The organism is Micromonospora sp. DT63, from assembly GCF_049841615.1.
Lineage (GTDB): Bacteria > Actinomycetota > Actinomycetes > Mycobacteriales > Micromonosporaceae > Micromonospora.
Genome location: NZ_JBNCKQ010000002.1, coordinates 964,974 through 990,898, shown reverse-complemented (window position 1 = coordinate 990,898; position 25,925 = coordinate 964,974). Strand labels below are relative to the sequence as shown.

Annotated in this window: 28 protein-coding genes; 17 read left to right on the top strand and 11 right to left on the bottom strand. The window is 73.5% G+C overall.

What is annotated here, in order from left to right; translation table 11 throughout:
• Positions 1-464: 464 nt before the first annotated feature.
• The gene (locus ACLQ27_RS11485) at positions 465-1,376 is read right to left on the bottom strand and encodes an A/G-specific adenine glycosylase (protein ID WP_425866667.1); all 912 of its coding nucleotides are present in this window, start codon (positions 1,374-1,376) and stop codon (positions 465-467) included.
• A 96-nt stretch (positions 1,377-1,472) separates the two neighbouring features.
• On the opposite strand from ACLQ27_RS11485, the gene ACLQ27_RS11480 reads away from it, so the two are divergent.
• From ACLQ27_RS11480 to ACLQ27_RS11470, 3 genes are all read left to right on the top strand, one after another.
• Positions 1,473-1,985: a glycine cleavage system protein R gene (locus tag ACLQ27_RS11480; protein WP_234587514.1), complete on the top strand. Its 513-nt coding sequence runs from the start codon at positions 1,473-1,475 to the stop codon at positions 1,983-1,985.
• Positions 1,982-2,578 carry a peptide deformylase gene (locus ACLQ27_RS11475; RefSeq protein ID WP_357574968.1) on the top strand — a complete coding sequence of 199 codons (597 nt, stop codon included), beginning with the start codon at positions 1,982-1,984 and terminating at the stop codon, positions 2,576-2,578. Before ACLQ27_RS11480 ends, ACLQ27_RS11475 begins: the two co-directional genes overlap by 4 nt.
• 118 nt (positions 2,579-2,696) lie before the next feature.
• Positions 2,697-3,443, top strand: coding sequence for a hypothetical protein (locus ACLQ27_RS11470; RefSeq protein ID WP_234587519.1), 747 nt, complete (start codon positions 2,697-2,699; stop codon positions 3,441-3,443).
• Between the two features lie 6 nt (positions 3,444-3,449).
• Here the strand turns inward: ACLQ27_RS11470 and disA are convergent, their stop codons facing one another.
• The 4 genes from disA to ACLQ27_RS11450 form a co-directional block, all read right to left on the bottom strand.
• Positions 3,450-4,631 (bottom strand): DNA integrity scanning diadenylate cyclase DisA, encoded by a 1,182-nt coding sequence (gene disA / locus ACLQ27_RS11465; RefSeq protein WP_007466050.1) that lies wholly within the window; start codon positions 4,629-4,631, stop codon positions 3,450-3,452.
• A 131-nt stretch (positions 4,632-4,762) separates the two neighbouring features.
• Positions 4,763-6,220, bottom strand: a complete 1,458-nt coding sequence (gene radA, locus ACLQ27_RS11460) for a DNA repair protein RadA (RefSeq protein WP_425866664.1) — start codon at positions 6,218-6,220, stop codon at positions 4,763-4,765.
• Between the two features lie 85 nt (positions 6,221-6,305).
• Positions 6,306-7,094: a hypothetical protein gene (locus tag ACLQ27_RS11455; protein ID WP_425866662.1), complete on the bottom strand. Its 789-nt coding sequence runs from the start codon at positions 7,092-7,094 to the stop codon at positions 6,306-6,308.
• A 139-nt stretch (positions 7,095-7,233) separates the two neighbouring features.
• Positions 7,234-8,073 (bottom strand): UbiA family prenyltransferase, encoded by an 840-nt coding sequence (locus ACLQ27_RS11450; protein ID WP_425866834.1) that lies wholly within the window; start codon positions 8,071-8,073, stop codon positions 7,234-7,236.
• A 46-nt stretch (positions 8,074-8,119) separates the two neighbouring features.
• Here ACLQ27_RS11450 and ACLQ27_RS11445 point away from each other — a divergent pair, with 46 nt between their 5' ends.
• The 4 genes from ACLQ27_RS11445 to ACLQ27_RS11430 all read left to right on the top strand — a co-directional run bounded on the left by ACLQ27_RS11445 (position 8,120) and on the right by ACLQ27_RS11430 (position 11,910).
• The gene (locus ACLQ27_RS11445) at positions 8,120-8,893 is read left to right on the top strand and encodes a methyltransferase domain-containing protein (protein WP_425866660.1); all 774 of its coding nucleotides are present in this window, start codon (positions 8,120-8,122) and stop codon (positions 8,891-8,893) included.
• Positions 8,894-8,935: 42 nt separating this feature from the next.
• Entirely contained in the window at positions 8,936-10,102 is a 1,167-nt protein-coding gene (locus tag ACLQ27_RS11440; protein WP_425866658.1) for an acyl-CoA dehydrogenase family protein, read from the top strand.
• A gap of 85 nt (positions 10,103-10,187) precedes the next feature.
• Positions 10,188-11,246 (top strand): type III polyketide synthase, encoded by a 1,059-nt coding sequence (locus ACLQ27_RS11435; RefSeq protein ID WP_425866657.1) that lies wholly within the window; start codon positions 10,188-10,190, stop codon positions 11,244-11,246.
• 31 nt (positions 11,247-11,277) lie between these two features.
• Complete coding sequence (locus ACLQ27_RS11430; RefSeq protein ID WP_425866656.1) at positions 11,278-11,910, top strand: hypothetical protein; 633 nt, start codon at positions 11,278-11,280, stop codon at positions 11,908-11,910.
• A 9-nt stretch (positions 11,911-11,919) separates the two neighbouring features.
• On the opposite strand, the gene ACLQ27_RS11425 is transcribed toward ACLQ27_RS11430, so the two are convergent.
• Positions 11,920-12,597: a hypothetical protein gene (locus ACLQ27_RS11425; RefSeq protein WP_425866654.1), complete on the bottom strand. Its 678-nt coding sequence runs from the start codon at positions 12,595-12,597 to the stop codon at positions 11,920-11,922.
• Positions 12,598-12,926: 329 nt separating this feature from the next.
• Between ACLQ27_RS11425 and ACLQ27_RS11420 the strand changes: the two genes are divergently transcribed.
• The 4 genes from ACLQ27_RS11420 to ACLQ27_RS11405 are packed head-to-tail and all read left to right on the top strand — an operon-like array spanning position 12,927 to position 15,702.
• Positions 12,927-13,412: a CarD family transcriptional regulator gene (locus ACLQ27_RS11420; protein ID WP_007073334.1), complete on the top strand. Its 486-nt coding sequence runs from the start codon at positions 12,927-12,929 to the stop codon at positions 13,410-13,412.
• Positions 13,413-13,468: 56 nt separating this feature from the next.
• Entirely contained in the window at positions 13,469-14,164 is a 696-nt protein-coding gene (gene ispD, locus ACLQ27_RS11415; protein ID WP_234583398.1) for a 2-C-methyl-D-erythritol 4-phosphate cytidylyltransferase, read from the top strand.
• Between the two features lie 13 nt (positions 14,165-14,177).
• Positions 14,178-14,663: a 2-C-methyl-D-erythritol 2,4-cyclodiphosphate synthase gene (ispF, locus tag ACLQ27_RS11410; protein ID WP_234583409.1), complete on the top strand. Its 486-nt coding sequence runs from the start codon at positions 14,178-14,180 to the stop codon at positions 14,661-14,663.
• A 10-nt stretch (positions 14,664-14,673) separates the two neighbouring features.
• Positions 14,674-15,702, top strand: coding sequence for a tetratricopeptide repeat protein (locus ACLQ27_RS11405; protein WP_425866652.1), 1,029 nt, complete (start codon positions 14,674-14,676; stop codon positions 15,700-15,702).
• A 155-nt stretch (positions 15,703-15,857) separates the two neighbouring features.
• Here the strand turns inward: ACLQ27_RS11405 and ACLQ27_RS11400 are convergent, their stop codons facing one another.
• The gene (locus ACLQ27_RS11400) at positions 15,858-17,024 is read right to left on the bottom strand and encodes a homogentisate 1,2-dioxygenase (RefSeq protein ID WP_425866650.1); all 1,167 of its coding nucleotides are present in this window, start codon (positions 17,022-17,024) and stop codon (positions 15,858-15,860) included.
• 94 nt (positions 17,025-17,118) lie between these two features.
• On the opposite strand from ACLQ27_RS11400, the gene ACLQ27_RS11395 reads away from it, so the two are divergent.
• The 6 genes from ACLQ27_RS11395 to ACLQ27_RS11370 all read left to right on the top strand — a co-directional run bounded on the left by ACLQ27_RS11395 (position 17,119) and on the right by ACLQ27_RS11370 (position 22,038).
• Positions 17,119-17,988, top strand: a complete 870-nt coding sequence (locus ACLQ27_RS11395) for a hypothetical protein (protein WP_357498238.1) — start codon at positions 17,119-17,121, stop codon at positions 17,986-17,988.
• Positions 17,985-19,181 carry a fumarylacetoacetase gene (gene fahA, locus ACLQ27_RS11390; protein ID WP_425866648.1) on the top strand — a complete coding sequence of 399 codons (1,197 nt, stop codon included), beginning with the start codon at positions 17,985-17,987 and terminating at the stop codon, positions 19,179-19,181. The genes ACLQ27_RS11395 and fahA overlap by 4 nt, the downstream gene beginning before the upstream one ends.
• 232 nt (positions 19,182-19,413) lie before the next feature.
• The gene (locus ACLQ27_RS11385) at positions 19,414-19,623 is read left to right on the top strand and encodes a DUF397 domain-containing protein (protein WP_007466013.1); all 210 of its coding nucleotides are present in this window, start codon (positions 19,414-19,416) and stop codon (positions 19,621-19,623) included.
• Positions 19,624-19,763: 140 nt separating this feature from the next.
• Positions 19,764-20,246, top strand: coding sequence for an SRPBCC family protein (locus ACLQ27_RS11380; RefSeq protein WP_234583393.1), 483 nt, complete (start codon positions 19,764-19,766; stop codon positions 20,244-20,246).
• A gap of 85 nt (positions 20,247-20,331) precedes the next feature.
• Positions 20,332-21,588 carry a PQQ-binding-like beta-propeller repeat protein gene (locus ACLQ27_RS11375; RefSeq protein ID WP_425866646.1) on the top strand — a complete coding sequence of 419 codons (1,257 nt, stop codon included), beginning with the start codon at positions 20,332-20,334 and terminating at the stop codon, positions 21,586-21,588.
• A 90-nt stretch (positions 21,589-21,678) separates the two neighbouring features.
• A complete protein-coding gene (locus ACLQ27_RS11370; protein ID WP_425866644.1) occupies positions 21,679-22,038 on the top strand; it encodes an LPXTG cell wall anchor domain-containing protein in 360 nt (119 codons plus the stop codon).
• 16 nt (positions 22,039-22,054) lie between these two features.
• Here the strand turns inward: ACLQ27_RS11370 and ACLQ27_RS11365 are convergent, their stop codons facing one another.
• From ACLQ27_RS11365 to ACLQ27_RS11350, 4 genes are all read right to left on the bottom strand, one after another.
• Positions 22,055-22,978 carry a hypothetical protein gene (locus ACLQ27_RS11365; protein ID WP_425866642.1) on the bottom strand — a complete coding sequence of 308 codons (924 nt, stop codon included), beginning with the start codon at positions 22,976-22,978 and terminating at the stop codon, positions 22,055-22,057.
• A gap of 127 nt (positions 22,979-23,105) precedes the next feature.
• Positions 23,106-23,660, bottom strand: a complete 555-nt coding sequence (locus ACLQ27_RS11360; protein WP_234583389.1) for a hypothetical protein — start codon at positions 23,658-23,660, stop codon at positions 23,106-23,108.
• 134 nt (positions 23,661-23,794) lie between these two features.
• Complete coding sequence (hisC, locus tag ACLQ27_RS11355) at positions 23,795-24,898, bottom strand: histidinol-phosphate transaminase (protein WP_425866640.1); 1,104 nt, start codon at positions 24,896-24,898, stop codon at positions 23,795-23,797.
• Positions 24,895-25,902, bottom strand: coding sequence for an RDD family protein (locus ACLQ27_RS11350; protein ID WP_425866638.1), 1,008 nt, complete (start codon positions 25,900-25,902; stop codon positions 24,895-24,897). Before ACLQ27_RS11350 ends, hisC begins: the two co-directional genes overlap by 4 nt.
• Positions 25,903-25,925 lie beyond the last annotated feature (23 nt).

The window sequence follows — 25,925 nt, the reverse complement described above, 5'->3', positions numbered from 1 at the left end:
GCTCGCCTTCGGCGGCCCGCTCGCCTTCGGCGGCCCGCTCGCCTTCGGCGGCCCGCTCGCCTTCGGCGGCCCGCTCGCCTTCGGCGGCCCGCTCGCCGTCGCTCGCCCGCTCGCGTCGCCGCTGCCACGGCCGGCAAGATCCGCGCAACATCAGGGAAAGTGTCGCCTCAGGGCGTCCGGAGGCAGCAGTTTCCCTGATGTTGTGGCCTCCGACGGGGCCTCCGTCCGCAAGATCGTGCTCGATCCAGGATGTAGGGGCATCCGCCTGGTCTGACACCACTACATCCAGGATCGAGCACGATCTTGGGGTGAGCTGCCAGCGGAGCGCGGCGCGCGGCGCGCGGCATGCGGCATGCGGCGTGAAGGCGCGTGGGCGAGCGCGGTGTGGGCCTGCGGCGGGCTTGGAGCGCGCGCGGATGTGCGGCCAGCGGGTCGCTGGGCACGATGGGCGGGGTGGGGGCAGGTCAGGTCGTGAGGTCGGCCGTTGGCAGGGACGGGCCGTCGCCGGCCAGCCGGAACGAGTCGGTGCCGACCGGTTCCACCAGCCCGTCCTGTACGAGGCCGGCTAACGCCCGGGCGCGCTGCACGTCGTCGGTCCAGACCTGGTCGAGGCGCTGGTGCGGGACCGGCCCGGTGGTTTCCCGGAGCACCGCGAGCAGCAGTCCGCGTACCTGCCGGTCGGTGCCCGCGTACCGCTGGGGGCGGCGGGTCGGGCCGGTCGCCGGCGCCTGTCCGGAGGCCCGCCACGCGCAGACCGACTCGACCGGGCAGGCCGTGCACCGTGGTGACCGGGTCGTGCAGAGCACCGCTCCCAGCTCCATGAACGCGGCGCTGGCCAGTGCCGCGGCGGCGGGCTCCGCGGGCAGCAGCTCCTCGGTGGCGACCAGGTCGGCGGGTCGGGTGACCGGCCCGGCGTCCGGTTCACCGGCAACGGCGCGACAGACCACCCGTCGTACGTTTGTGTCGACCACCGGATGTCGCTGCCCGTACGCGAACGCGGCCACCGCACGCGCCGTGTAGGTGCCCACGCCGGGCAGCGCCAGCAACTGCTCCAACCGGTCCGGCACCTGACCGCCGTGCCGGTCCACGATCGCTATCGCGCACTCCCGCAGTCGGACGGCCCGGCGGGGATAGCCGAGGCGCCCCCACATGCGGATCGCCTCGGCCGGGGTGTCGGCCGCCAGCGCGGCCGGGTCGGGCCAGCGGGCCAGCCAGGCGTGCCAGGCCGGCACGACCCGGACGACCGGGGTCTGCTGGAGCATGACCTCGCTGACCAGGATGGCCCACGGGCTGACCCCGGGTTCCCGCCACGGCAGGTCACGGGCGTGCTGCTGGAACCACCGGCTGACCACTGTGGCGAAATCGGGTTGAGTCATGGCGCCGTCGATGATGTCACGCGGTCCGGTCCCGCTGGATGGGCGGCTCGGGCGGGGTGTCGCGGTGGCGGTGGGCGGATCGGGCAGAATGCGCGGATGAACGAGCTCGCGATCACCGTCATCGGTCGGGACCGGCCGGGCATCGTGGCCGACGTCGCCGAGGTGCTGGCCCAACTGGGCGCGAACCTCACCGACAGCACGATGACCCGCCTGCGGGGGCATTTCGCGATGACCCTCATCTGCACCGGGCCGGACGCCGCAGGTGTGGAGGCGGCGCTGGCGCCGCTGGCCGCCGAGGGGCAGCTGTTGGCGACAGTCCGCGCGGTGACGCCCGACGGTGAGGTGGCCCCGGCCGGCGAGCCGTACGTGCTTGCGGTGCACGGGTCGGACCGGATGGGCATCGTCGCGGCGATGACCCGGGTGCTGGTGGACGCCGGTGGCAACGTGACCGACCTGAGCACCCGCCTGGCGGGTTCGCTCTACGTGGTGTTGGCCGAGGTCGAGTTGCCGGCGGGGGTGGCCGAGGCGGTGACGGGACGGCTGCACCGGACGGCCGCCGAGTTGGGGGTCGAGGTCACCCTCCGGCCGGCAGACCCGGATCTGCTGTGAGCGAGGGGCGGAGCGGGCCGGACGCCGGCCGGGACGTCGAGGCGTACGCCGGTCTGGGGGACTGGACGCCGGAGTCGCTGGCGGTGGCGGGCGAGGTGCGGGCCGTGGTCTCGGCCCCGCATCCGGTGTTGAGCCGGGCCGGGGACGATGTCGATCCGACGGCCGAGGAGACGGTCCGGCTGGCCGCCGACCTGGTCGCCACGATGCGGGTGTCGCCGGGCTGCGTGGGGTTGGCGGCGCCGCAGGTCGGTGTGCCTGCGCGGGTCTTCGCCGTCGACGTGACGGGGCATCCGAAGGCGGTCACCGTGCACGGCACCTTCGTGCTCTGCAACGCCCGGGTGGTCGAGGCGACCCGTTGGAAGCCGGGCCGGGAGGGGTGCATGTCGGTGCCGGACCTGACCGGGGATGTGAAGCGGGCCAGCCGGCTGGTGGTGGAGGGTGACCTGCCGGGCACCGGCGCGGCGGTCCGGTTGGTGACGGACGGCTTCGAGGCGCGGGCGTTGCAGCACGAGATCGACCATTGCGCGGGGCTGCTCTTCCTGGATCGGGTGGCCGGCGCGCACGCCGTCTACCAGCGCAAGGTGTACCTCTGAGCGGGCCGCGGACTGTCGGCGCTTCCGTCCTTTGTGGAGATTGGCCACGGTGGCCCGGTGACGCTCCGGCGCGTCGTGACGGGCTGGTGGGTGCCGCGCGGCTACGGTGGGGGGCATCATGCGTCTGACGGTCGGCCCCCTGCCACCCGCCGTGTACTGGCGGCGTCGCGCCGTCGTACTCGGAGCGGGGCTTCTTTTCCTGATTGTCCTGCTCTACTCCTGCACCGGGTCGAGCCGCTCCGGCGACAAACCGAATGCGGGGGCGGGCTCGACGTCGACTCCGACGTCCACGGCGAGTCCCGGGCCGGGCGGTCCGCTGTTGAGCCCGCAGACCGGGGCGCCGTCGGCGTCCGCGCCCGCCGAGTCGAATGCTCCGGACGGGTCGGCCGGTCCGAACACCACGGACCCGAGCCCCGAGACCACCAGCAACGACCCGCCGCCGGGCGCGGCCGGGTCGGTCGACGACGGCACCTGCACCGACGCGGAGATCAGCGTGACCTCGGTGGCGCGGCCCACGTCGGTCCAGCGCGGTGCGGTGGTCGACCTGCAACTGAAGATCAAGAACACTTCGCAGCGGACGTGCAGCCGCAACGTCGGCGCCGACCTTCAGGAGATCTTCATCAAGGCCGGCGCCGAGAAGGTGTGGTCCTCGGACACCTGCGGCAAGGTCCAGGGCTCGGATGTGCAGTCCTTCACGCCCGGGTTCGAGCGCTCCTACCAGGTGGGCTGGAACGGGCGGGACACCACCCGCTGCGACGGCGCCGGGCTGGCCGCCGGCCCCTTCCCGCCGGCCGGGACGTACCAGGTGTTCGCGCGGGTCGGCACCAAGTACAGCGCACCCGTGAAGATCACCATCACCGGCTGAGCCGGATCAGACGTACCGCTCCAGGATGGATGCCTCGGCGAGCCGGGACAGGCCCTCCCGGACGCCCCGGGCACGGGCGTCGCCCACGCCCTCGACGGCCTGCAGGTCTTCCACGGTCGCGCCCAGCAGCCGCTGAAGGCTGCCGAAGTGCAGCACCAGGCGGTCGACCACGGCCACCGGCAGACGCGGTACCTTGGCCAGCAGCCGGAAGCCGCGCGGGCTGACGGCGGCGTCCAGCGCATCCGATGCGGCCGGGTAGCCGATGGCCTTGGCGACCGACACCAGGTCGATCAGCTCGGTGGCGCCGAGCAGATCCAGCTCGACCAGCGCCTCGTCCAGCGTGCGGGACTTGCGGCCGACCGGGAGGTAGTCCCGGATGACCAGCGTGCGGTCGGCGTCGACCCCGGCCATCAGCTCGTCGAGCTGAAGGGCGAGCAGTCGCCCGTCGGTGCCCAACTCGACGACGTAACCGGCGATCTCGTCGGCGATCCGGCGGACCATCTCCAGACGCTGCACCACCGCCACCGCATCCCGCACGGTGACCAGGTCTTCGATCTCGAGCGCGGAGAGCGTGCCGGAGACCTCGTCCAGGCGCAGCTTGTACCGCTCGAGGGTGGCCAGCGCCTGGTTGGCCCGGGACAGGATCGCCGCCGAGTCGTCCAGCACGTGCCGCTGACCGTTGACGTAGAGGCTGATGATCCGCATCGACTGGCTGACCGAGATCACCGGGTAGCCGGTCTGCCGGGCGACCCGCTCCGCGGTGCGGTGCCGGGTGCCCGACTCCTCCGTCGGGATGGACGGGTCGGGCATCAGGTGCACGGCCGCCCGGACGATGCGGGTGCCGTCGCTGGAGAGCACCACGGCCCCGTCCATCTTGCACAGCTCCCGCACCCGGGTCGCGGAGAACTCGACGTCCAGCGGGAAGCCGCCGGTGCAGAGACCCTCGACGACCTTGTCGTAGCCGAGCACGATGAGCGCGCCGGTGCGCCCCCGCAGGATGCGCTCCAACCCGTCCCGCAGCGCGGTGCCGGGTGCCATCAGGGCGAGGTTCGCCCGCAGCGGATCGCCGGCGCTCCCGGCAGCGGCAGTCACACTCACGCTGATCGGGCGGGCTGGCGAGCCCACGGCGCCGGTGCGGGCCTGGGGCGGCGCACCGGCAGGCTTGGTGGTATCGCGGTCGATCGGCACGGGCACAGTCTACGGACTGCCGTGCGGTGGGTGCTGTCGTGGTTACTGTGATGTGTCACGATGCCGCCCTTCGAACCGTTTCCACTTGCGCCGATGCTGTCCGGTATCGCCGCTCGCGTCGACACGCTCGGTCACTCAGCGGACGCGCGGGCCGCATGGTGCAGCGCGGAGCGGACATCAGTGACCTCGGTCACCCGCATCCCGTCGGGCCCGGCGCCCGTGCTGGCCGGCCCACAGCCGGTCGGCACCAGCGCCACCTTGAACCCCAGGCGGGCCGCCTCGGCGAGCCGGCGCGGCACCGCTCCCACCCGGCGCACCTCGCCGGTCAACCCCACCTCGCCGATCGCCACGAGGTGCGGCGCGATCGCCAGGTTGAGCCCGCCGGAGGCGACCGCCAGCGCGACCGCGAGGTCGGCCGCCGGCTCCACCACCCGGATGCCGCCCACGGTGGCCGCGAAGACCTCACGGTCGTGCAGGGTCAACCGCTCGGTACGCCGTTGCAGCACCGCGAGCACCATGGCCAGGCGCGCGGAGTCGAGGCCGGAGACCGTACGACGGGGTGAGCCGGCAACAGTCGCGCCGATCAGGGCCTGCACCTCGGTGACGAGGGCCCGCCGCCCCTCCATGGCCACTGTCACGCAGGTGCCGGGCACGGGTTCGGAGTAGCGGGTGAGGAACAGCCCGGACGGATCGGCCAGGCTGCTGATGCCGCCCTCGTGCATCTCGAAGCAGCCGACCTCGTCGGCCGCGCCGAACCGGTTCTTGACGCCGCGCACCAGCCGCAGCGAGGAGTGCTTGTCGCCCTCGAAGTGCAGCACCACGTCGACCAGGTGCTCCAGCACCCGGGGCCCGGCCACCTGGCCGTCCTTGGTGACGTGGCCTACCAGCACGGTGGCGATGCCCCGTTCCTTGGCGACCGAGACCAGGGCGGCGGTGACCGCGCGCACCTGCGTGACGCCACCGGGCACGCCCTCGGTGCCGGTCGTCGAGATGGTCTGCACCGAGTCGAGCACCAGCAGGCCGGGCTTGACCGCGTCGAGGTGCCCGAGCACCGAGGCCAGGTCGCTCTCGGCCGCCAGGTAGAGCTGGTCGTGCAGGGTGCCCATCCGCTCGGCACGCAGCCGGACCTGGCTTACCGACTCTTCGCCGCTGACCACCAGGGAAGGGCTGCCGGCGCTCACCGCCCACTGCTGTGCCACGTCGAGCAGAAGGGTCGACTTGCCCACGCCGGGCTCGCCGGCGAGCAGCACCACGGCACCGGGGACCAGCCCACCGCCGAGCACCCGGTCGAGCTCACTGACGCCGGTGGGCCGGGCGCGGGCCGGAGCGGCGCTGATGGTGGCGATCGGCCGGGCCGGCTCGGCCGGCAGCCGGGAGCTCACCACCCGACCGGAGACGGTCGGGCCGGTCACCGTGGACTCGACCACCGAGCCCCACTCGCCGCACTCCGGGCAGCGACCCACCCACTTGGGCGGCTGGTGCCCGCAGGCGTCGCACTCGTACGCCGGACGCGGGTCGCGGGTGGCGGACCGGCCGCGGGCGGCACCGGCCGTGCCGCCACGGCCAGAGGTCGTTCGGGAGGTGGTCACATCAGGACGCTAGCCCTCTCGTGCGACGAAAACACCCCGGCGTGGTGGTTCCCACGCCGGGGTGTTCGTCGATGTCGGAGTCGGGTCAGTCGTGGGTGGTGCCGCCCTCGTCGCCCTCGTAGCCACCCTCACGCTCGATGATCGGCGAGGCGGGCGCGGCCGGGGTGAGCGGGACGGCGATCGGCGCCTGGCCGGTGACCGTGTTGCCGTTGCCGAAGTCGAAGGTCACGATGACGTTCTGGCCGGAGCGCAGCGCCTCGGTCAGGCCGATCAGCCGCAGCTGTGTGGTGGCCTGCGAGTTGAGCTGGATGTAGCTCAGCGGGGCCAGTTCGATCCGGGCGGGCTGGCCCGGCGCGGCGGCGCTGGCCGAACCCGACGCCCGCGCCGACTCCGGGGCGGACGGCGTCGCCGACGACGAACCGGTCTCGGACGGGGTCGCCGACGGGCTGGCCGAGCGGGACTCGGACGCCGACGGGGTGGCCGAGCCGGACGCGGAGGTCGACGGAGTGGCGGACGCCGACTCGGAGGCCGACGGGGTCGGGCTCGCCGAGCCACCCGAGATCAACACCTCGCGCGCGCTCTGGGTGGTGATGGTGACCGTCACGGTGCTCTTCGAGTCGTTGTAGATCACGGCCTCGAGCGGGGCGTCCTGGCCGGCGCGGTAGCCCTCGGTGCCCGGGTAGGTGACCAGCAGGCCACGCACCGAGTAGGAGCCGTTGGGGCTCGTGAGGCTGACGCCCTGGACGGACGGCTCCTTCAAAGCCGTCTCGGCGATCTGACCGGCGCCGCATCCGGACGCGAGCAGGCTGGTAGCCGCCGCGATCCCGGACAGCAGCAGGGCCGCCCGCCGGGGTCCCCTGATCGAGCGCGTCACGTCGGTCCTCCTCGTTGCGATCCCCACCCGGCCGTACGCCGGGCACGGTGGCCATACCCGCGCAGACCGCGCTCCAGGGTAGTTGGAGCTGATCGAGGCCCGCACGGGGACCCGGCAATGCCACCTCCCCGGGTGCCCGTCACACCACCCGACCGCTCGCCACCAGCAGAACGACGTCGATGAGGGCCACCAGCATGACCGCCCGGAAGGCGGACACCGGCCGCCGGCCCGCCCGGGCCGCCGAGCGTCCGGCGTACCAGCTCAGTGGCGGCACGACGGCGGCCGTGCCGACCGCCGCCAGCCCGAGGGCCGACGGCGGCCCGGGTGGCCCCAGGACCAGGATGGCTGTGGCGGCGAGGAGCAGGCCCGCGGCGGCCGCCCGGCTGCCCGCCGCGCCGAGGCGGTGCGGCAGGCCGCGTACCCCCGTCCGGGCGTCGTCGGCCAGGTCGGGCAGCACGTTGGCGAAGTGCGCGCCGGCCCCCAGGCAGGCCGCCGCCGCCAGCAGCCAGGCCGGCGGGGTCGGCTCGCCGGGCAGCGCCAGCACCACGAAGCCGGGCAACGCGCCGAAGGACACGGCGTACGGCACCACCGAGAAGACTGTGGCTTTGAGCGGCCAGTCGTAGAGCAGCGCGGAGACGAGGGCGACAGTCAGCCAGAGCGCCGCCGGAGGGTTCGTGGTGAGCGCCAGCAGCGGGCACGCCAGCGCGGCCACCGCCGCGGCCCAGGCCGTGACGCGCCGGCCCACCGCGCCGGCGGCGACCGGCTTGTCGGTACGCCCCACAGTGGCGTCCCGCTCGGCGTCCAACGCGTCGTTGGTCCAGCCGACGGCGAGCTGGCTGGCGAGTACGGCGAGCACCACTGAGACGATTCCCGACGGCCGGTGCCCCACTCCCCAGGCCAGCAGACCGGACACCGTGGTCACTGCGGCGGCCGGTTCCGGATGGCTCGCTCTGACCAGCCCTAACACCCTCGACGACATAAGGGAAGTCTGGTCGTTACCGAGCAGTCGTGCCACGCTCGGAGCCATGCGAGACGTGGCTGCGGCCGCGGCGTCCACCGGTCCCCGGGTGCTGCCGCGCAACGACCCGCGCCAGTACGACGACCTGGCCGGCGAGTGGTGGCGGCCCGATGGCGCGTTCGCGATGCTGCACTGGCTGGCCGAGGCCCGCGCGGCGCTCGTGCCGCCGGCGACCCACCCGGACGCGGTCCTTGTCGATCTGGGTTGCGGCGCCGGGCTGCTCGCGCCGCACCTCGCCGCCAAGGGATACCGGCACGTCGGTGTCGACCTGACCCGCTCGGCGCTGCTCCAGGCCGCCGGGCACGGGGTGCGCGTGGTCCAGGGTGATGTCACAGCGGTGCCGCTGCCCGACGGGTGCGCCGACGTGGTCTCCGCCGGTGAGCTGCTGGAACATGTTCCGGATTGGCCGCGCGCGGTGGCGGAGGCGTGTCGGCTGCTGCGCCCGGGCGGCCTGCTGGTGCTGGACACGCTCAACGACACGGCGCTGGCCCGGCTGGTCGCGGTACGGATCGCCGAGCGGCTGCCGACGGTGCCGCGCGGCATCCACGATCCACGGTTGTTCGTGGACGCTCGGGCGCTGGTGGCCGAGTGCGCCCGGCACGGTGTCGAGCTGCGTCTGCGCGGCATCCGTCCGCAGGTCGGCGGCCTGGTCGGCTGGCTGGTACGCCGGGCGCGCGCGGCGCGGACGCCGGGCGCGACGTCGACGCGCCGGGTCCCGCGCATCGTGCCGACGCGGTCCACCGCCGTGCTGTACCAGGGCCAGGGGGTCCGCAGAGGATAGTCGGCTTCGTGGCGGGGTATGGGACGCCGAGGAGGAAGCGATATGACGGTGCACGCGCTTGAGGCGGCCCGCCGGTTGGCGCCGCGGTTCGCCGCGCGGGCGGCGGAGCACGACCGGGACGGCTCCTTTCCGGTCGACGACTTCCGCGACCTGCGGGACGCCGGCCTGTTCGGGCTGATGGTGCCCCGCGCGCTGAATGGCCTGGGCGCCAGCTTCGCCGAGTACGCCGCGGTCGCCACCGAACTTGCCCGGGGCAACGGCGCGACCGCGCTGGTGTTCAACATGCACGCCTCGGTGACGGGCGCGCTGGGCGCGGTCACCGAGGAATTGGCCGAGGCCCTGGGTGTGCCGGACGAGGCGCTTGCCGCCCGGGACCGACTGCTCACCGCCGCCGCGGAGGGCTCCTGGTACGCCGTGGCGATGAGCGAGCGCGGCGCCGGTGCGCGACTCTCGGCGTTGAGCACGGTCTACGAGGCGACCGACGAGGGGTGGCACCTCAAGGGCAGCAAGACGTTCTGCTCCGGTGCCGGGCACGCCGACGGTTACCTGGTGGCCGCGCGCAGCTCCGCCGACCAGTCGGTGGTGTCGCAGTTCTTGGTGCCGGCCGGGGACGGTCTGAGCGTCGAGCCGACCTGGGACGCCCTCGGCATGCGCGCCACGTCGTCGCACGACCTGCACCTGGACGTCACCGTGCCGGCCGACCGGCTGCTCGGCGGGGTGGAGGGGCTGGCGCTGGTGGTTGCCCAACTGATGCCGCACTGGCTGGTGGCCAGTTACGCGGCCGTCTACGTGGGGGTGGCCCGGGCGGCGATCGACGCGGCGGCCGAGCATCTCAACGCCCGCAACCTGGCCGGCCTGCCGGCGGTGCGGGCGCGGCTGGGCCGGGCGGACGCGGCGACCGCGGCGGCCCAACTGGTGGTGGCCGAGGCGGCCCGCCGGGTGGACGACGCCCCGGGAGACGCGGAGACCAACCGCTGGGTGTGGCGGGCGAAGCTGCTGGCCGGCACCACTGCCGCCGAGGTGGCGGCGTCGATGCTGGAGGCGGCGGGGACGTCGGCGACCCGGCGTGGTCACCCGTTGGAGCGGCTCTACCGGGACGCCCGCTGCGGCTCGCTGCACCCGGCCACCTCGGACGTCTGCGCCGACTGGCTGGGCATCGCCGCTCTGGGCGGGGACCCGGATCGCGACGCATCGGTACCGCGTTGGTGAGCCCGCGCGGCGTTACACGTACGGGGGAGGGGCCGGCCGAGGTGGCCGGTGGGACGGCCAGGGGGAGGACAGCGTCTGACGAGAGGTGGGGATCGTGTCCGTACCAGTGATCGCGGGGCTCGGGACAGCACAGCCGCCGTCCGCTTCGCAGGACGAGTTGTGGGAGGGCTTCTTCTCCCGGCACTTCACCGGCACCACCCGGTCGTTGGCCCAGCGGATCTTCGCGAACTCGGGGGTGACCCGACGGCAGGCCGCGGTCAACCCGCTGCTCGAGGACGTCTCGGACTGGCCGACCGAGCGCCGGATGCGTCGGTACCAGGTGGAGGCGCTGCCGCTCGGCAAGGAGGCGGTGGGGCGTGCGCTGACGGCCGCCGGTCTGGACGCCAGCGACATCGGGCTGTTCATCGTCTGCTCCTGCACCGGGTACGCCACCCCGGGGCTGGACATCCTGCTCGCCCGCGACCTGGGCATGGCAGCGGACACGCAGCGGATGTTCGTCGGCCACATGGGCTGCTACGCGGCGCTTCCGGGGTTGGGCGCGGCGAGTGACTTCGTGACCGCCCGGGGCCGGCCGGCGCTGCTGCTCTGCGCGGAGCTGACCAGCCTGCACATCCAGCCGTCCACCGCCCGGGTGGACACCCAGCAGATCGTGTCGCACGCGCTCTTCTCGGACGCGGCGGTCGCCGCCGTGCTGGTGCCCGGCGGTCGGGGGTACGCGTTGCGCGAGGTCACGTCGGTCACCGACACCTCGACCGCCGACCACATGACCTGGGACGTCACCGACGCGGGGTTCCGGATGGGGCTGTCGCCGAAGGTGCCCCAGGTCCTCTCCCGGCACGTCCGGGGGCTGGTGGATGACCTGTTGGCCCGGCACGGCGGCGTCAGTTCCGACGTGGACGGCTGGGCGGTGCATCCGGGTGGGCCCCGCATCCTCAACGTGGTGGAGCGGGAACTGGCCCTGCCGCCGGAGGCGTTGGCCGCGTCCCGGGCGACGCTCGACGAGCACGGCAACTGCTCGTCGCCGACAGTCCTGCTGATCCTGGACCGGCTGGGCCGTTCGACTCCGGCGCCCCGGCGGGTCCTCCTGCTGGCGTTCGGTCCGGGCCTCACCCTGTACGCCGCCCTGCTCGATCGACAGGACTGAGCGCCGGCGACCCGACCGGTACGCTCACCACATGGATGCGGCGGAGGACCGGCTGCGGTCGGCGGTGCTGGCCGGGGTGACCCTGGCCGCGCTGGCGGTTGGCGGCTGGTGGTGGCGTGCCGCCGCGCCCACGCCGATGGCCGGGCCGGTGGGCGAACCGAGCGCCGAGCCGAGCGTCAGCACCGAGTTGGAGCGTGTCCTGGCCCGTGGTGTGCCCGAGGGACGGGTGACGGTGCGGGTGGATCCCGAAACCGGCGAGGCCGTCCGGGTGGAGCGCGGGTCCTCGCTGGTCGACCCGGCGACGGGCGCTGTCGTCGATCTCGGCGACGATCAGGGCGTGCTCTCTCCCGGGAGTGACCTGCCCTCGTTCCGAATGATGGTCTGGCGGGAGCAGCGGGAGCTCACCCCCGGCCAGGAGGTGACGCGTCAGTCGGCGGACGACGGCTCGCGCTATCTGCTGCAGTACCGGTGCACCCGACCGGGCACGCTGGCGGTGACGAGCACGGGGGCCGGGATCGCCGGCCCGCCGCGCATCGACTGCGACGGCACGCTGGCCTCCGCTGAGGTGCTGCCCGGCGGGGGGCCGTTCGGGGTGACCCTGTCGGCCGCCGGTGACGAGCCCATCGACGTCCAGGCGCAGCTCGTCGCGCTGCCCCCCGCGTAGGACGACCGCTCAGCGGGTCAGGGCGATGAGGTCGTCCTGGTACGCGTCGACCGACCCCGGGTCCGGCAGCACCCGGGTCACCACGCCGGTGCGGTCGACCAGCAGCGCGTTCGCGGCGCCGGGCCCGAGGAACGAGCGCAGCCCACCAGCGGGGTCGGCCAGCGCCCGGACGCCCCTGGCCGGCGGTGCGGTCGCGACAGCCCGTCCTTCGGTAACGGTGACGACTGTGACACCGGCGGGCGCCGCCGCCACGGCCTCGGTGACGACGTCCGGGCAGCCGCAGTCGTCCACGAGGATGATCATGGCGGGCAGCAGGCCACGCAGCGGCACCGGCGCCTGCCCGGCGTCGACCAGGTCCAGCGCGGGCAGCGGCTGGCCGGTGAGCGCCACGGGGGGCGTCGCGGGCGTCGGGGTGGGTCGGTCGGTGCCCCGGCCGACGCGGGGCCAGGTCACGGCGACCAGGCCGGCCAGGGTGGTGAGCATCGCCACCAGCAGGACCAGCAGCGGCAGGGTGAGGGCGCGGTGCCCGGTGTGGCGGCCGGCCGCGCGGCGCAGCTCGCGGCGCACCGCGGCCGCCTCGCTCGCCAGCTCGGAGGCGTCGTCGGGGACGACGACGCGGCCCCACTCGGGTGGCAGGTCGGGCAGGCCGTCGGGAGGCCCGTGGCCCTCTGCGTCCGGCTTGCCCATCGGACCCCCTCCGAAGCGTCTCGAGAGCGGAGTGCGGCTCGGACTCCAGCGTCCCGCACCGGGGGCACCTCCCGCTACACCTGGGCGCGTTTCCGCCGGGCGGGATACCATGGGAGGAGCGCATTGCCCTTGATCTCGACGTTCTGTTCACCCGTACCGGGAAGTCATCCGTGCGTTACGGAGCGTGTTCGAACCATCGGTTTGACTGCCTGTCAAGCTGAAGAAAGACCTCTCACAGGGCCCCTGAGCTGCGCCAACGGTCAGGACATCGGTGAGACATCGTTGCCTGAGCGTGTTACCCTAGACACAGCGAAAGGGGTTTCGAACCTATGGTTTTCAGTGTCGGCGAGACCGTTGTTTACCCCCACCACGGGGCCGCACTCATCGAGGCAATCGAGACTCGGGTCATCAAGGGCGAGCCCAAGCAGTATCTCGTCCTGAGGGTCGCGCAGGGTGACCTGACGGTCCGGGTGCCGGCCGAGAACGCCGAGATCGTGGGCGTCCGTGAGGTGGTCGGCGAAGAGGGCCTCGGTAAGGTCTTCGACGTTCTCCGGGCTCCGCACACCGAGGAGCCGACCAACTGGTCGCGGCGTTACAAGGCCAACCTGGAAAAGCTGGCCTCCGGCAACCCGCTGAAGGTCGCCGAGGTCGTGCGTGACCTGTGGCGCCGGGAGCGGGAGCGGGGCCTCTCCGCAGGCGAGAAGCGGATGCTGGCCAAGGCCCGCGACATTCTCGTCGGCGAGGTCGCGCTGGCTGAGAAGAGCACCAAGGACGAGGCGGAGACGCTGCTCGACAAGGTCCTCACCGAGGCCTAGTCCGCACAGCATCGTCGTACCCACTTCGTAGCGAAGAAACCACCGAGGACCGCGACGTGACCGCGCAGCTCAATCCGCGCGGTGACGTCGCGGTCCTCGTGCCTGCGGCGGGTGCCGGCGTACGGCTCGGTCCCGGCCGACCCAAGGCGCTGCGCCTGCTCGCTGGCGAGCCGTTGCTGGTGCACGCCGTACGCCGGCTCGCCGCCGCGGCGTCGGTGCACACGATAGTGGTGGCCGCGCCCGCCGCTGAGGTGGTGGGCGTCCGTGAACTGCTGGCGCCGGTGGCTCCGGTGATCGTGGTGCCGGGTGGCGCCGAGCGGCAGGCCTCGGTCGCCGCCGCGCTGGCGGCGGTGCCGGCCGGCCCGACGATCATCCTGGTGCACGATGCCGCCCGAGCGTTGACCCCGCCCGAGTTGGTGGAATCGGTCGCCGCCGCGGTCCGGGGTGGCCGGGCCGCGGTGATTCCCGTCCTGCCGGTCGTCGACACGATCAAGGAGGTCGGCGCGGACGAGGTGGTGCTGGGCACCGTCGACCGGGCCGCCCTGCGGGCGGTGCAGACCCCGCAGGGCTTCCGCCGGTCGGTCCTGACCGCCGCGCACGCCGCGGCCGGCGACCCGCTCACCGACGACGCCGGCCTGGTCGAGAAGCAGGGCATCGCCGTGAGCTGCGTGCCCGGCTCGGAGTACGCCCTGAAGATCACCCGTCCGTTCGACCTGGCGTTGGCGGAGCACCTGCTCGCCGCCGCCGGCTGACGCGTAACCTCTGATCATGATCGTTCCTCGGGTGGCCATCGGCACCGATGTGCACGCGTTCGAGCCGGGTCGGCCCTGCTGGGTGGCCGGCCTGCTCTGGCCCGACCAGGACGGTCTCGCCGGACACTCGGACGCCGACGTCGCCGCCCACGCCGCCTGCAACGCGCTGCTCTCCGCCGCCGGCCTCGGTGATCTCGGCGCCGCCTTCGGCGTGGACCAGCCGGAGTGGGCCGGGGCGTCCGGCGTGGCGCTGCTGGCCGAGACGGCCCGCCGGGTGCGGGCCGCCGGCTTGGAGATCGGCAACGTCTCCGTGCAGATCGTCGGCAACCGTCCCAAGATCGGCCGCCGTCGGGACGAGGCCCAGCAGGTGCTCTCCGACGCTGTCGGCGCCCCGGTCACCGTCTCCGCCGCGACCACCGACGGGCTTGGTTTCGCCGGCCGTGAGGAAGGTCTGGCGGGCATCGCGGTGGCCCTGGTGTACGACGCGCCGGCCGCCTAGGCTCGCCGCGATGTCCACCGAACCCGCCCCCGACCGGTTCGCCGGCGACGGCTATCTCGAACGCGCCCAGCTCCTCGCCGAGCTGGGACGCCACGACGAGGCGGCCGGCGAGCTGACCGAAGGGCTCGCGCTGAAGCCCGCGGATTCGCAGGCCCTCACCATGCTGGCCCGGGTGCATCTCGTCGCCGACCGGCCGGTCGACGCGCTCGCCGCCGCCGACGCGGCAGTGGCCGCCGCACCGCAGGCCCTGCCGGCGCTCGTCGTCCGGGCCATGGCGCTTGTCGACCTGGGGCGCTACGCCGACGCGGCGGCCACCGCCGACCGGCTGCTGGCGCTCGGGCCGACCGACGCGTACGCCCAGCGCAGCGCGGCGGCGATCCTGGCCGACTCGCGCAACGGGCAGCCGGCGCTGAACGCGGCCTGGCGGGGGGTTGAGCTGGCCCCGCAGGAGGCGCAGGCGCACCTGGTGCTCAGCCTGGTCGCGGCCCGGCTGGAGCTGTTCGACCTGGCCGAGCGGGCCTACCGGGAGGCGCTCCGGCTCGATCCGCGCCTCAGCGAGGTCGAGCACGGCGTCGGTGTCCTGCACCTGGAGCAGCGTCGCTGGTCCGAGGCGTTGGCGCACGTGGCGGAAGCGGTGACGATGGGCCCGAGCCGGGTCGACTCCCCGCGGACCCTCGCGTACGGCCTGCACCGCCTGGTGCTCTACGGTGCGGGCTGGTCACTGGTCGCCGCGGTGGTGGTGGCGTTCGCGGCCTCGACGAGCGACGGGTTCTCCCGTGTGCTGGCGGTGCTCGCGGCCCTCACCGGCGCCGTCGTGGTCTGGCAGCTCGCGGCGCGGCTGCCGGGGCTCACCCGGACCGTCCTGCCCGCCATGCTGCACTCGGACCGCACGATGGCCCTGGCGATCTACGCGGTGGCCGCCGCGCCGGTGCTGCTGCTCGTGTACGCGGTGGTCGGCTCGCCGTGGCCGCTGGTGCTGGCGATCGTCGCCACCGCGATAGCCGAGTTCGCCGTCTTCACCAGAACAACCTTCCGCTGACCAGACAACCCACCTTCGGCAACACCACAACACCACAACAGATCACCAGCGTCTGTCAGCTCGCCCAGCTCAGGGTTTTCGCCGGAGCCCGCCCGCGTCGGGATCAAGCCTGACCGCCCAGAGCGGGCGGGCTCCGGCGAAAACCCAAAGAGCGACTAAACAGAACGTGCCCACGTCCAGGCGTACCCCTCGTCCTCGCAGGCGCGCGCCGCGTCGCACAGGTCGAGGGGCCGGAAGGTGTCCACCATGACTGCCAACTCGTCGAAGTAGTCCGCGCCGATGGAGCGTTCGGCGGCGCCCGGCTGAGGGCCGTGGGTGAAGCCGGACGGGTGCAGCGAGATGGAGCCCTGCTCGATGCCGGAGCCGCGTCGGGCCTCGTAGTTCCCGCCGGTGTAGAAGAGCATCTCGTCCGAGTCGACGTTGTGGTGGTTGTACGGCACCGGGATCGACTGCGGGTGGTAATCGACCTTGCGGGGCACGAACGAGCAGATGACGAAGTTGGGGCCCTGGAAGGTCTGGTGCACGGGCGGGGGCTGGTGGATGCGGCCGGTGATCGGCTCGAAGTCGTGGATGGAGAACGCCCACGGGTAGAGGTGCCCGTCCCAGCCGACCACGTCGAACGGGTGGTTGGCGTACACGTAGCGGGTCCAGCCACGACGGTGGCGGACCAGCACCTCGGCCTCCTCGCCGTCGACGAGCAGCGGGGCGTCCGGGCCGCGGACGTCGCGCTCGCAGTACGGCGAGTGCTCCAGGAACTGGCCGCGGACGGAGAGGTAGCGCTTGGGTGGACCGATGTGCCCGGCCGCCTCGACGGTGAGCAGCCGGACGGGCTGGTCGCCGGTGGGCACCAGCCGGTGGATGGTCGAGGTGGGGATGACGACGTAGTCGCCGGCGACCGCGTCCAGCGCGCCGAACGGCGATTCGACCCGCAGGGTGCCCGCCTCGACGTAGAGGCAGTGGTCACCGGTGGCGTCGCGAAACAGCGGGGAGGGCCGGTCGGCGAGGACGTACCCGATGCGGACGTCGTCGTTGGCGAGCAGGTACTGCCGGCCGAGGATCGGGTCGGCGCCGCCCGCGTCGAGCTTGTGGGTGCGCAGGTGGCGCGGCTTGAGCGGCAGGTTCGGCGCACGGGTGAACGTCGGCGGGGTGAACTCGTCGGCGGCCAGGATCGCCGTGGGGGCGTGCCGGTGGTAGAGCAGGGACGAGTCGGAGGAGAAGCCCTCCTGGCCCATCAGCTCCTCGGCGTAGAGGCTGCCGTCGGGCTGGCGGAACTGGGTGTGGCGCTTGCGCGGCACCTCGCCGACGCTGCGGTAGTACGGCATCTCGCCTCCCGATATATCCCGTTCACCGGCCAGAGGCGTCCGATAATCGGACGCTGTTGTCCGTTCCTTGTAGCGTCCCGTACATTCTTGTTCCGTGTCAACGCAGGTGCCCGCGCTCCTTCACGGCCTGGTGGACGACGCCGCCGTCTTCCCTCCGGGCAGCGCCGCGCTGCCCGACGCCCTGGCCGCCCACCGCCGGCACCGCGCCGCCTGGTACGCCGACCTGGTGGGCCCGCTGCTCATCCCCGCCTCGACAGTCGCGGCCGGTGAGCTGAGCGGTCTCGTCGACCCGGCCGAGGGTCTGGTGATCGGGCTGATCGGTGACACCGGTATCGGTCGTCTACCCTTCGCGCTCTCGTTCCTGGCACCCGACGGCGTTACCGCACGCCAGGTCGAGGTGGCCGTCGCCAAGCGGGGCGAGAACCCGCTGCCCGGCATCGCCGAGCTGCTGCGGCTGACCGAGGAACTGCCGGACGTCGACGCCGTCTACGCCGAGCTGCCGCTGACCTTCGGGCTGATGGGCGCCCTCGACGCGGTCGCCGCCGCCCGCGCCGACGGCGTGCCGATCGCCGCCAAGTTCCGCACCGGCGGCCTGGCCGCCGAACTGTTCCCCACGCCGGCCGAGCTGGCCGCCGTGATCTGCGCCTGCCGGGACCGGAACCTGCCGTTCAAGCTGACCGCCGGGCTGCACCAGGCCGTGCGACACCTCGACCCGGAGACCGGGTTCACCCACCACGGGTACGCCAACGTGCTGGCCGCGACGCTCGCCGCGGCCGACGGGGCGGGCGTGCGGGTGGTCGCCGAGCTGCTGACCGCGCTCGACCCGCGCCCGCTGCTCGAACGCGCCAACGAACGGCTGGACGCGCCGCGCCCACTCTGGGTCGGCTTCGGCTCGTGCAGCATCCTGGAACCACTTACCGATCTGATCCGGCTGGGGCTGGTGAACGGGGGGCACGACGCATGACCTGGGTGACCGGCGTTGACGGTTCGCCGTACGGGGTGACGAACCTGCCGTACGGGGTGTTCTCCGCAGGCGGGGACGAGCCGCGGATCGGCGTACGGATCGGGTCGTGGGTGTTCGACCTGGCCGGTGCCGAGACCGCCGAGCTGGTGCTGGCCGCTGGCGCGCTGTGCCGGCCCACCCTCAACGACTTCATGGCGTTGGGGCGTCCGCAGTGGACGGCGGTGCGTCAGCGGATCGTCGAGCTGCTGACCGACCCGGCGCACCGGTCGGCTGTGGAACCGCTGCTGGTGCCCCTGGCCGACGTGGAGCTGCTGCTTCCGTTCGAGGTGGCCGACTACGTCGACTTCTACTCCTCCGAGCACCACGCCTCGAACGTCGGGCAGATCTTCCGCCCCGGTCAGCCGCCGCTGCTGCCCAACTGGAAGCACCTGCCGATCGGCTACCACGGCCGCGCGGGCACCGTCGTCGTCTCCGGCACGCCCGTGGTCCGGCCCACCGGCCAGCGGGCGTCCGCCGAGGGTCCGGTCACCGGCCCGTCGGTACGCCTCGACATCGAGGCCGAGGTCGGTTTCGTGGTCGGTGTGCCCAGCCCGCTGGGGGCCCGGGTGTCCGTCGACGACTTCGCCGACCACGTCTTCGGAGTGGTGCTGGTCAACGACTGGTCGGCCCGCGACATCCAGGCTTGGGAGTACCAGCCGCTCGGCCCGTTCCTCGGCAAGTCCTTCGCCACCTCGGTTTCGGCCTGGGTGACGCCGTTGGACGCGCTGGCCGAGGCCTTCGTGCCGGCTCCGGAGCAGGACCCACCGGTCGTCGACTACCTGCGCGACGTGCCGCACCTCGGGCTCGACCTGCGCCTGGCGGTCGAGTGGAACGGCGAACAGGTCAGCGAACCGCCGTTCGCCACCATGTACTGGACCCCGGCGCAACAGTTGGCGCACCTCACCGTCAACGGCGCGTCCCTGCGAACCGGCGACCTGTACGCCTCGGGCACCGTCTCCGGCCCGGACCGTTCCCAGGTCGGCTCCTTCCTGGAGCTGACGTGGGGCGGGGCCGAGCCCGCGAAGGTCGGCACCGAGAGCCGTACCTTCCTGGCCGACGGCGACACGGTCACCATCACCGCCACCGCGCCCGGCCCGGACGGCACCACCATCGCCCTCGGCGAGGTCACCGGAACGGTCCGCCCGGCCCGCTGAGTCGGGCGGTCCGCCGGGCCCGCTGGGCTGGCCCGGCGGGGGCGCGCACACCTCCTGCGCGCCGGAATGCCTGCTGGTCCCATCGATGAGACTCGTGATCGCACCGTCTGTGCGATCACCAAGCCTGGTTACCCCGTTGGTCACGCGGACCACGTCGCCCTGCCACCCGTACCGCCGGAGCACGCCCGGCCGCGGGTGGTGGGGCATCCCGACGCACACGGAGGTAACGACGATGCACGATCTCACCGGAGCGCTCTGGCGCACCAGCAGCCGTTCCAACGACCAGGGGCTCTGCGTGGAGGTTGCGGACAACCTGGTCGACGTCCTCGGTCTGGTCGCTCTGCGCGACTCGAAGGACCAGGCCGGCCCCACGCTGGCCGTCAGCCCGCCGGGGTGGACAGCGTTCATCGGCGCGATCAGGGGTGGTCGCTTCGACCGCTGACCGGCACGCCGGGCATTCGTGCACGATCGGTGCCAGGCGACAGCCGGAACGGACAACGGGGCCTCCGGACGGTGAAAATTCCGTCCGGGGGCCTCGTCCGGCCCGCACCGCGCGTACCGTCGACGACACGGGAGGGCAGCATGTCGACGGTGGCGGTTACCGGGTTCATCGAGGCGCACGCTGTCGATGTCTGGCGGCTGCTGACCGACCTGCCCGGCCGGGCCACCCGCCTCAGCGCGGCCGGCCCGGTCGAGGTGCTGACCCCGGGCCCGTTCGGACCGGGCACCGCCTGGCGCGAGGCGCGCGCCCAGCCGGGCGGCGGCACCCTCACCGAGGAGTTTCTGGTGGTGGAGGCGCTCGCGCCGCAGCGTCTGGTGCTCTGTTCCTCAGGTGCCGGCGCGGACTACCGGATCACCTGGAGCCTGCGGCCGGTCCGACGTCGCCGCCGCGCCCGCACGGCGGTCACCGTCACCCAGGAGGCCGTGCCCACCGATCCGTACGGCCGGGTGGTGGCGCTGCTGCTCGGTGGCCTCGCCGCCCGGGCGGTCGAGGTGGCGCTCCGGCGCGACCTCGCCGACCTGGCCGTCGCGGCCGGCACTCTCGGCTCGGTCGAGGCCGCCTGACCCATTCGCCCGCGCACCGCGTCCCGGACAACCTGGCCGGGGTCCGGTCGGTTGCGCTGGGTAGGGTGCCGGGCGGAGGTGCGGCATGGGGTTCCCGAGGGGCCGACGACGGCTCGTGCTGGCGGCGGTGGTGCTGCTCGCCGTGGCAGCCGTCGCGGTCATCGTCCACCGGGTGCTCGCGCCGGCCGAGGTGAGCACGCCGGCGCACGGCGCGTATCCGGCCGCGCCCCGGCCGGCCGCAGGTGTGGTCGGTCGGCTGCCGGTCGCCCCGTTGATCGTGGACGGCAGGCTGCGGGTGTACGCCGCACACCGCCAGGTCTACGCCGACCGCCCGGTCGACGGCCGGCACCGGACAACGCCGTACTGGTCGTACCGGCGCTGGCCGGCGGAGCTGACCGGGGTGGTGGCGAGCGGCAGCACAGTGATCAGTCGCTGGTCCGACGGCCGGCTCGTCGCGCTCGACGCGTCGACCGGGCGGGTGCGGTGGCGGGCCGACGGTCCGGTGCCCGCCGAGAACCCGGAGGTGATCCGGCGGACCGGGGCCGCGACGGTCTGGGACGCGCGCGGGCTCCTAGTCACCGACCTGGCGGACGGCCGGACGGTGCTGACGGTCACCGGTGACACGCAGGCCCGCGGGGTGGAGGTGGCCGGCGGTCGGGAACTGTGGCGAGCCGATCTGCCCGGCGCCTGCCGCAGCGACCTCGGCACCACGGCGACCGGGCAGGTGATCGGCCTGGACGCCTGCGCCGGGCCGGCCACTGTCGAGTTCCGGGATGCCGCGACGGGTGTGGTGGGCGAGCGTTGGCGACCGCCGGGCGGCCCGGATCGGCTGGTGGTCACTTCACTCGGTTGTCGTACCGGCCGGTCGGGCTGTCTGGGCCTGCGGACCGCCGGCCCCGGGGACGCCGGTGGCCGGGGCTGGCTGCTGGGCGGTGGCGGGCCGCTGGCCGCGCCCGCGCTGGACCCGGCCGGGGCCACGCTGGCCGGTGACCAGGCCATCGCCGTCGTCGACGGGGTGGCGGTGGGGCGGTCGGCGCGGACGGGCGCCGAGCTGTGGCGTTTCGCCGGCCTGGGACCGGCGCGGGTGCTCGCGGTGCAGCCCGGCCGGGCGCATCTGCTGACCGAGGCCAACGAGCTGGTGACACTCGACCCGGTGACCGGGGCGCTGCTCTCCCGTTACACGCTCAACGTGGGCTCGGACGGCACGGGCTGGGCGCCCGGGGCGGTCTGGGCCGAGGACGGCTACGTCGCGGTGGAACGGCTGCGTGAGCCGGTCGACCCGAACGGCGACGACCAGCGCTACTACCTGACCTCCGAGGCGGTGATCCTGGCCGCCACCTGATCGGGGCACCGGGTCATGAAACTTTCACCCACTCTGACCAGAAAAGGTACTTTTCTCACGGTTCAGGTTTCCGGTGAGAGGGGTCGGCGCATGGCCAGCAGGGCAGCCAGATGGTGGGTCGGCGGCGTGCTCGCCGCGACCGCGGGCCTCGTGATCACGGTGCCGCCGGCGCTCGTGTCGGATGGGACGTCGGCCAGCGCGTTCGCCGCCGTGCGGGTCGCGCCGTCGGACGACACGGGTGTCACCTTCGAGGTGGTGCCGGCCACGCCGACCGCCACCCCGACCACGCCGACGCCGACTCCGACCCGGCACCCGCACCCTCCGACGCCCAGCCACGGTGGAGAGTTGCCGGTCACCGGCTCGGGTGGGTCGGTCCTGCTCCTCGCCGCGCTGGGCCTGACCCTGCTGGCCGTCGGTTGGCTTGCCGCACGCCGCCGCCGACCCAGCTGACGTATCCCGGCGGATGTCAGCGTCCCGCCGGGACCCGCTCGCGGGGCGCGGCGGCGGGGGAGCGACGGGACCGGCGGGACCGACGCAGGAGCAGCGTGAGACCGGTGGCCAGCAGCAGTGCCGCGACTGTCGCCCCCAGCGTCCAGGGGGACAGCATGCGGGAGACGACGCTGCCCTTGCGGCCAACCTGACCCGGGTCGGGGAACCGGATCTGTGCGGTCAGATTCCGCTTCACCAGACCGCTCTCCAGGTGCACCTCGGCTTTCCAGGGGCCGTTCGGCAACTCGGCGGGAAACCGGGCGACGACCTGTCCGGTGCCACCCGGGGGCAGGGTGACGCCCTCCCCGACCGGGAACGGGCCGGCCCGGCTGCCGGCCGGTCCGTCGCTCAGGGTTATCGCGCCGGTCAGGTCGACGGCACGGCCGCCGGTGTTGGTGACCTGGACGGTCAGCGACGGCACGCCCTCGGGGCCACGGGCCGGCCGCAGGTCGCCGATCGCGAAGTCGGAGGCCGGTTCGCCACCGGGACCGACGTCGAGATACATCCGGACGCCGACCCGGTGGATCTGCTTGACCTCGCCGCTCGCCCGGGGTGTCGAGGTGGTGGACGCCCAGAGCACCCCGTACCGCTCGCCCCGGGAGGCGGGCGGTGGCACGGTGATGGTGGCCCGCACCCGGGCCTCGCCCCACGGTTCCAGCTCCACGGCGCTGCGGTCGATGGTGGTCCAGGACGTCAGCTCGTTTGCCGCGCGGCCCTCACCGAAGGTGAACGCCGAACCCTCCAGGGTCGCCGCTGCCGGGTACACGTCGACGTGGCGCGGCTCGCCGGTCCGGTTGACGATCAGCAGTTGCCGCTTGATCGTGGTGCCCGGCGGTAGGTGGTCGACGATGTAGCGCAGCGCCCGCGGGTCGTCGCGGCGGTCGGTCGGGGCCTCCAGCAACCGGATCCCGATGCTGCCCTCGTCCGATCCCGCAGCCGGCTCGGCCGCACCGGCCCGGGTCGATAGACCCGGACCGGCGAGGCAGAACAGGGCGAGCGCGACCGCGATGGTCGACCGCCCCCGGCGGTCACGCCACCGAATGTGTCACCGTGCCGGTGTAGACGCCCGCGATGCTGTCCAGCGGGACGTTGACCACCAGGGTGGGGTTCCAGGAGGCGGTGTTGCCGCCCGTGCCGCCGGAGTGGGTGAACGCGGTGAGCGGAGTGACGCTGTCCAGCGGCGCCGCGTCGCCGGCGGTGGCCTGTCCGGGCGTGAAGGTGCCGTCACCAGTGGTGGCGGTCGCCGGGCCGGACCAGTAGTCGATCTCGGACGGCAGGACCGTCTCGGGAGGAGAACCACCGCCGGTCTGGAAGACAGTCGCCGTCACCGAGGCGACCCAGGACGCGTCGGCGGCGCCTCGGGAATCGGTAACGGTCACCGTGCCGAGCGGGCCGGTGATGGTGCCGCCGGGTGCGCCGGTGCCCAGGTCGGCGGTGGCCGGCGCGTCGATGTCGAGGGTGCCGACGAGGACCTCGAAGGTGACCGTCGTGGTGTCGGTGGGCGCCGCGACGGCGGGTGCGGCGAGGAAGCCGACCATCGCGGCGGCGGCCGCTCCGGCGAGACAGATCTTGGCAGTACGCACTGTTCGTTACCCCGTTTTCTCGAAGTGAGCCGGCGCGGGTCCGCGCCGCGCCGGCTACTTCGGAAGATAGGGCAAATAACACGCAAAACTGGACAAAACAGTCTTATGTCATCGGTTGGTCACACCGCGTCCGCTCAGGTGAGCGCCGCCTCCGCGGCGGCCAGGAACGCGTCGTTCTCGGCCGGAGTGCCGATGGTGACCCGCACGCCGTCCCCGGCGAACGGCCGGACGATCACCCCGCGCGCCTCGCACGCCTTGCCGAACGCCACGGCCTTCTCGCCCAGCGGCAGCCAGACGAAGTTGGCCTGGCTGGTCGGCACGTCCGGCACGAACTTGCGCAGCGCCTCGGTGACCCGGTCCCGCTCGGCGACGACAAGCGCGCAGCGGCGCTCCATCTCGCCGGCCTGGGTCAGCGCCGCGAGCGCGCCCGCCTGGGCGGCCGTGCTCGTCGAGAACGGCGTGACCACCTTGCGGATGGCCGCCGCCACCGCCGGCTGGGCGACCAGCCAGCCGATCCGGAGCCCGGCCAGGCCCCACGCCTTGGACAGGGTGCGCAGCACCGCCACGTTCGGCCGGTCGAGGTAGTCGAGACCGTCCGGCACCTCGGCGTCGGTGACGAACTCCCGGTACGCCTCGTCGATGACCACCAGCACGTCGTCCGGCACCGCGTCGAGGAACCGGTCCAGCTCGTCCCGGCGTACGGCAGTGCCGGTGGGGTTGTTCGGGTTGCAGACCAGGATCATCCGGGTCCGGTCGGTCACCGCCGCCGCCATGGCCGCCAGGTCGTGCCCGTGCCCGGCGTCGTTGGACACCCGCACGCTCGTCGCGCCGCTGGTCGCCGCGATGATCGGGTACGCCTCGAACGACCGCCACGAGTAGAGGACCTCGTCGCCGGGCAGGCAGGTGGCCCGGACGAGGTGCTCGGCGAGTGCCACCGACCCGCAGCCGGTGGCGATCCGGTCCGCGTCCACGCCGTAGCGCTGCGCCAACGCGTCGCGCAGCGCGACAACGCCCATGTCCGGGTAACGGTGCGAGGCCATGACCGCCTCGGTGACCGCCTCGACCACACCGGGCAGCGGCCCGTACGGCACCTCGTTGCTGGCCAGCTTGATGGCCTCCGGCAGACCCAGTTCGCGCGCGAGGTCGGCAGGGCTGCGCCCCGGCACGTAGTTGGGCAGCGCGTCCAGGTCGGCGCGGGTCAGTCGCAGCGCGGGCTCGTGACGTCCGGAGTCGGTCATGGCGTGTCTCCCGAGGGCTGGGGGTGGTCGTCTGGGGCGGGGGAAGCGGCGGTGTCGGGGACCTCGACGACCACCGTCTGCGCGCGCTTGTCGTGCAGCGCCCGGCGCAGCGGGTGGTCGAAGAGCGGGGACAGGGAGTCGACAAGTTGCAGCAGCAGGCCGAGCCCGGCGCAGTACCAGAGCAGGGTGGGCAGGCCCAGTGTCGTCCAGCGGGTCAGCGCCCGACCGAAGCCCAACGGCTGGTCGGCGGCGATCGGGACCGCCTTGATCCGCATCAGCCGCTTGCCGATGGTCTGCCCGTTGGCCGCCATGGCGGGCACCTCGTACGCCAGCCACAGCGCGGTGGCGATCACCACGATCACCACCTGGAGGAGCCCGGTCTGCTCGCTGATCGGTGGCATCCCCTCGGTGGAGGTGTTGCCCTCCAGGCCGCGCCGGAACGCCTCCCGCCAGTACGGCATCAGCTCGTCCAGCCACCGCCAGACGAACCAGCCGTTGACCAGCACGTTCAGCGCGAACACGAGACCGAAGTCGATCAGCCGGGCGACGAGCCGGCGGCCGTAACCGGCCAACCTGAGCCCGTGCGGCCGGGGCTCGGGCGGTCGGCCGAGCCAGCCCGGGGGACCGCCCTGCGGCGCCCAGCCCGGCGGCACGCCCTGCGGCGTCCAGCCGGGAGGACCGGCCTGCGGCGCCCAGCCGGGCGGCACGCCCTGCGGCGTCCAGCCGGGTGGGCCGGCCTGCGGGCCCCCACCCGCGCCGACCGGACCGTGCCCCGGTTGCGAGGCCGGCCCGGAGTGCGGAGGCCAGCCCGGCGCGGTGCTCACCGGTTGGTCGGTGGCCGGAGCGGCAGGGGTGACCGGTGCGGGCGGCGGCTCGGCCGGCGGCGGTCCGTCCGGCGGGGTGGCGTCGACGGGAATGGGTGCGCCGAGCCAGCCCTCGCCGTCCCAGTACCGCCGGGTCTCGGTGTCGGCGGGGTCGACATACCAGCCGGGTTGCACGCTCACGCCGACGCTCCGCTGCTGTACCT

Bases quoted from the DNA above. Each gene is read 5' to 3' on its own strand.
- ACLQ27_RS11485 (WP_425866667.1), bottom strand. From the start codon at position 1,376: ATGACTCAACCCGATTTCGCCACAGTGGTCAGCCGGTGGTTCCAGCAG.
- ACLQ27_RS11480 (WP_234587514.1), top strand. From the start codon at position 1,473: ATGAACGAGCTCGCGATCACCGTCATCGGTCGGGACCGGCCGGGCATC.
- ACLQ27_RS11470 (WP_234587519.1), top strand. From the start codon at position 2,697: ATGCGTCTGACGGTCGGCCCCCTGCCACCCGCCGTGTACTGGCGGCGT.
- ACLQ27_RS11450 (WP_425866834.1), bottom strand. From the start codon at position 8,073: ATGTCGTCGAGGGTGTTAGGGCTGGTCAGAGCGAGCCATCCGGAACCG.
- ACLQ27_RS11445 (WP_425866660.1), top strand. From the start codon at position 8,120: ATGCGAGACGTGGCTGCGGCCGCGGCGTCCACCGGTCCCCGGGTGCTG.
- ACLQ27_RS11440 (WP_425866658.1), top strand. From the start codon at position 8,936: ATGACGGTGCACGCGCTTGAGGCGGCCCGCCGGTTGGCGCCGCGGTTC.
- ACLQ27_RS11430 (WP_425866656.1), top strand. From the start codon at position 11,278: ATGGATGCGGCGGAGGACCGGCTGCGGTCGGCGGTGCTGGCCGGGGTG.
- ACLQ27_RS11425 (WP_425866654.1), bottom strand. From the start codon at position 12,597: ATGGGCAAGCCGGACGCAGAGGGCCACGGGCCTCCCGACGGCCTGCCC.
- ACLQ27_RS11420 (WP_007073334.1), top strand. From the start codon at position 12,927: ATGGTTTTCAGTGTCGGCGAGACCGTTGTTTACCCCCACCACGGGGCC.
- ACLQ27_RS11405 (WP_425866652.1), top strand. From the start codon at position 14,674: ATGTCCACCGAACCCGCCCCCGACCGGTTCGCCGGCGACGGCTATCTC.
- ACLQ27_RS11400 (WP_425866650.1), bottom strand. From the start codon at position 17,024: ATGCCGTACTACCGCAGCGTCGGCGAGGTGCCGCGCAAGCGCCACACC.
- fahA (WP_425866648.1), top strand. From the start codon at position 17,985: ATGACCTGGGTGACCGGCGTTGACGGTTCGCCGTACGGGGTGACGAAC.
- ACLQ27_RS11385 (WP_007466013.1), top strand. From the start codon at position 19,414: ATGCACGATCTCACCGGAGCGCTCTGGCGCACCAGCAGCCGTTCCAAC.
- ACLQ27_RS11380 (WP_234583393.1), top strand. From the start codon at position 19,764: ATGTCGACGGTGGCGGTTACCGGGTTCATCGAGGCGCACGCTGTCGAT.
- ACLQ27_RS11375 (WP_425866646.1), top strand. From the start codon at position 20,332: ATGGGGTTCCCGAGGGGCCGACGACGGCTCGTGCTGGCGGCGGTGGTG.
- ACLQ27_RS11370 (WP_425866644.1), top strand. From the start codon at position 21,679: ATGGCCAGCAGGGCAGCCAGATGGTGGGTCGGCGGCGTGCTCGCCGCG.
- hisC (WP_425866640.1), bottom strand. From the start codon at position 24,898: ATGACCGACTCCGGACGTCACGAGCCCGCGCTGCGACTGACCCGCGCC.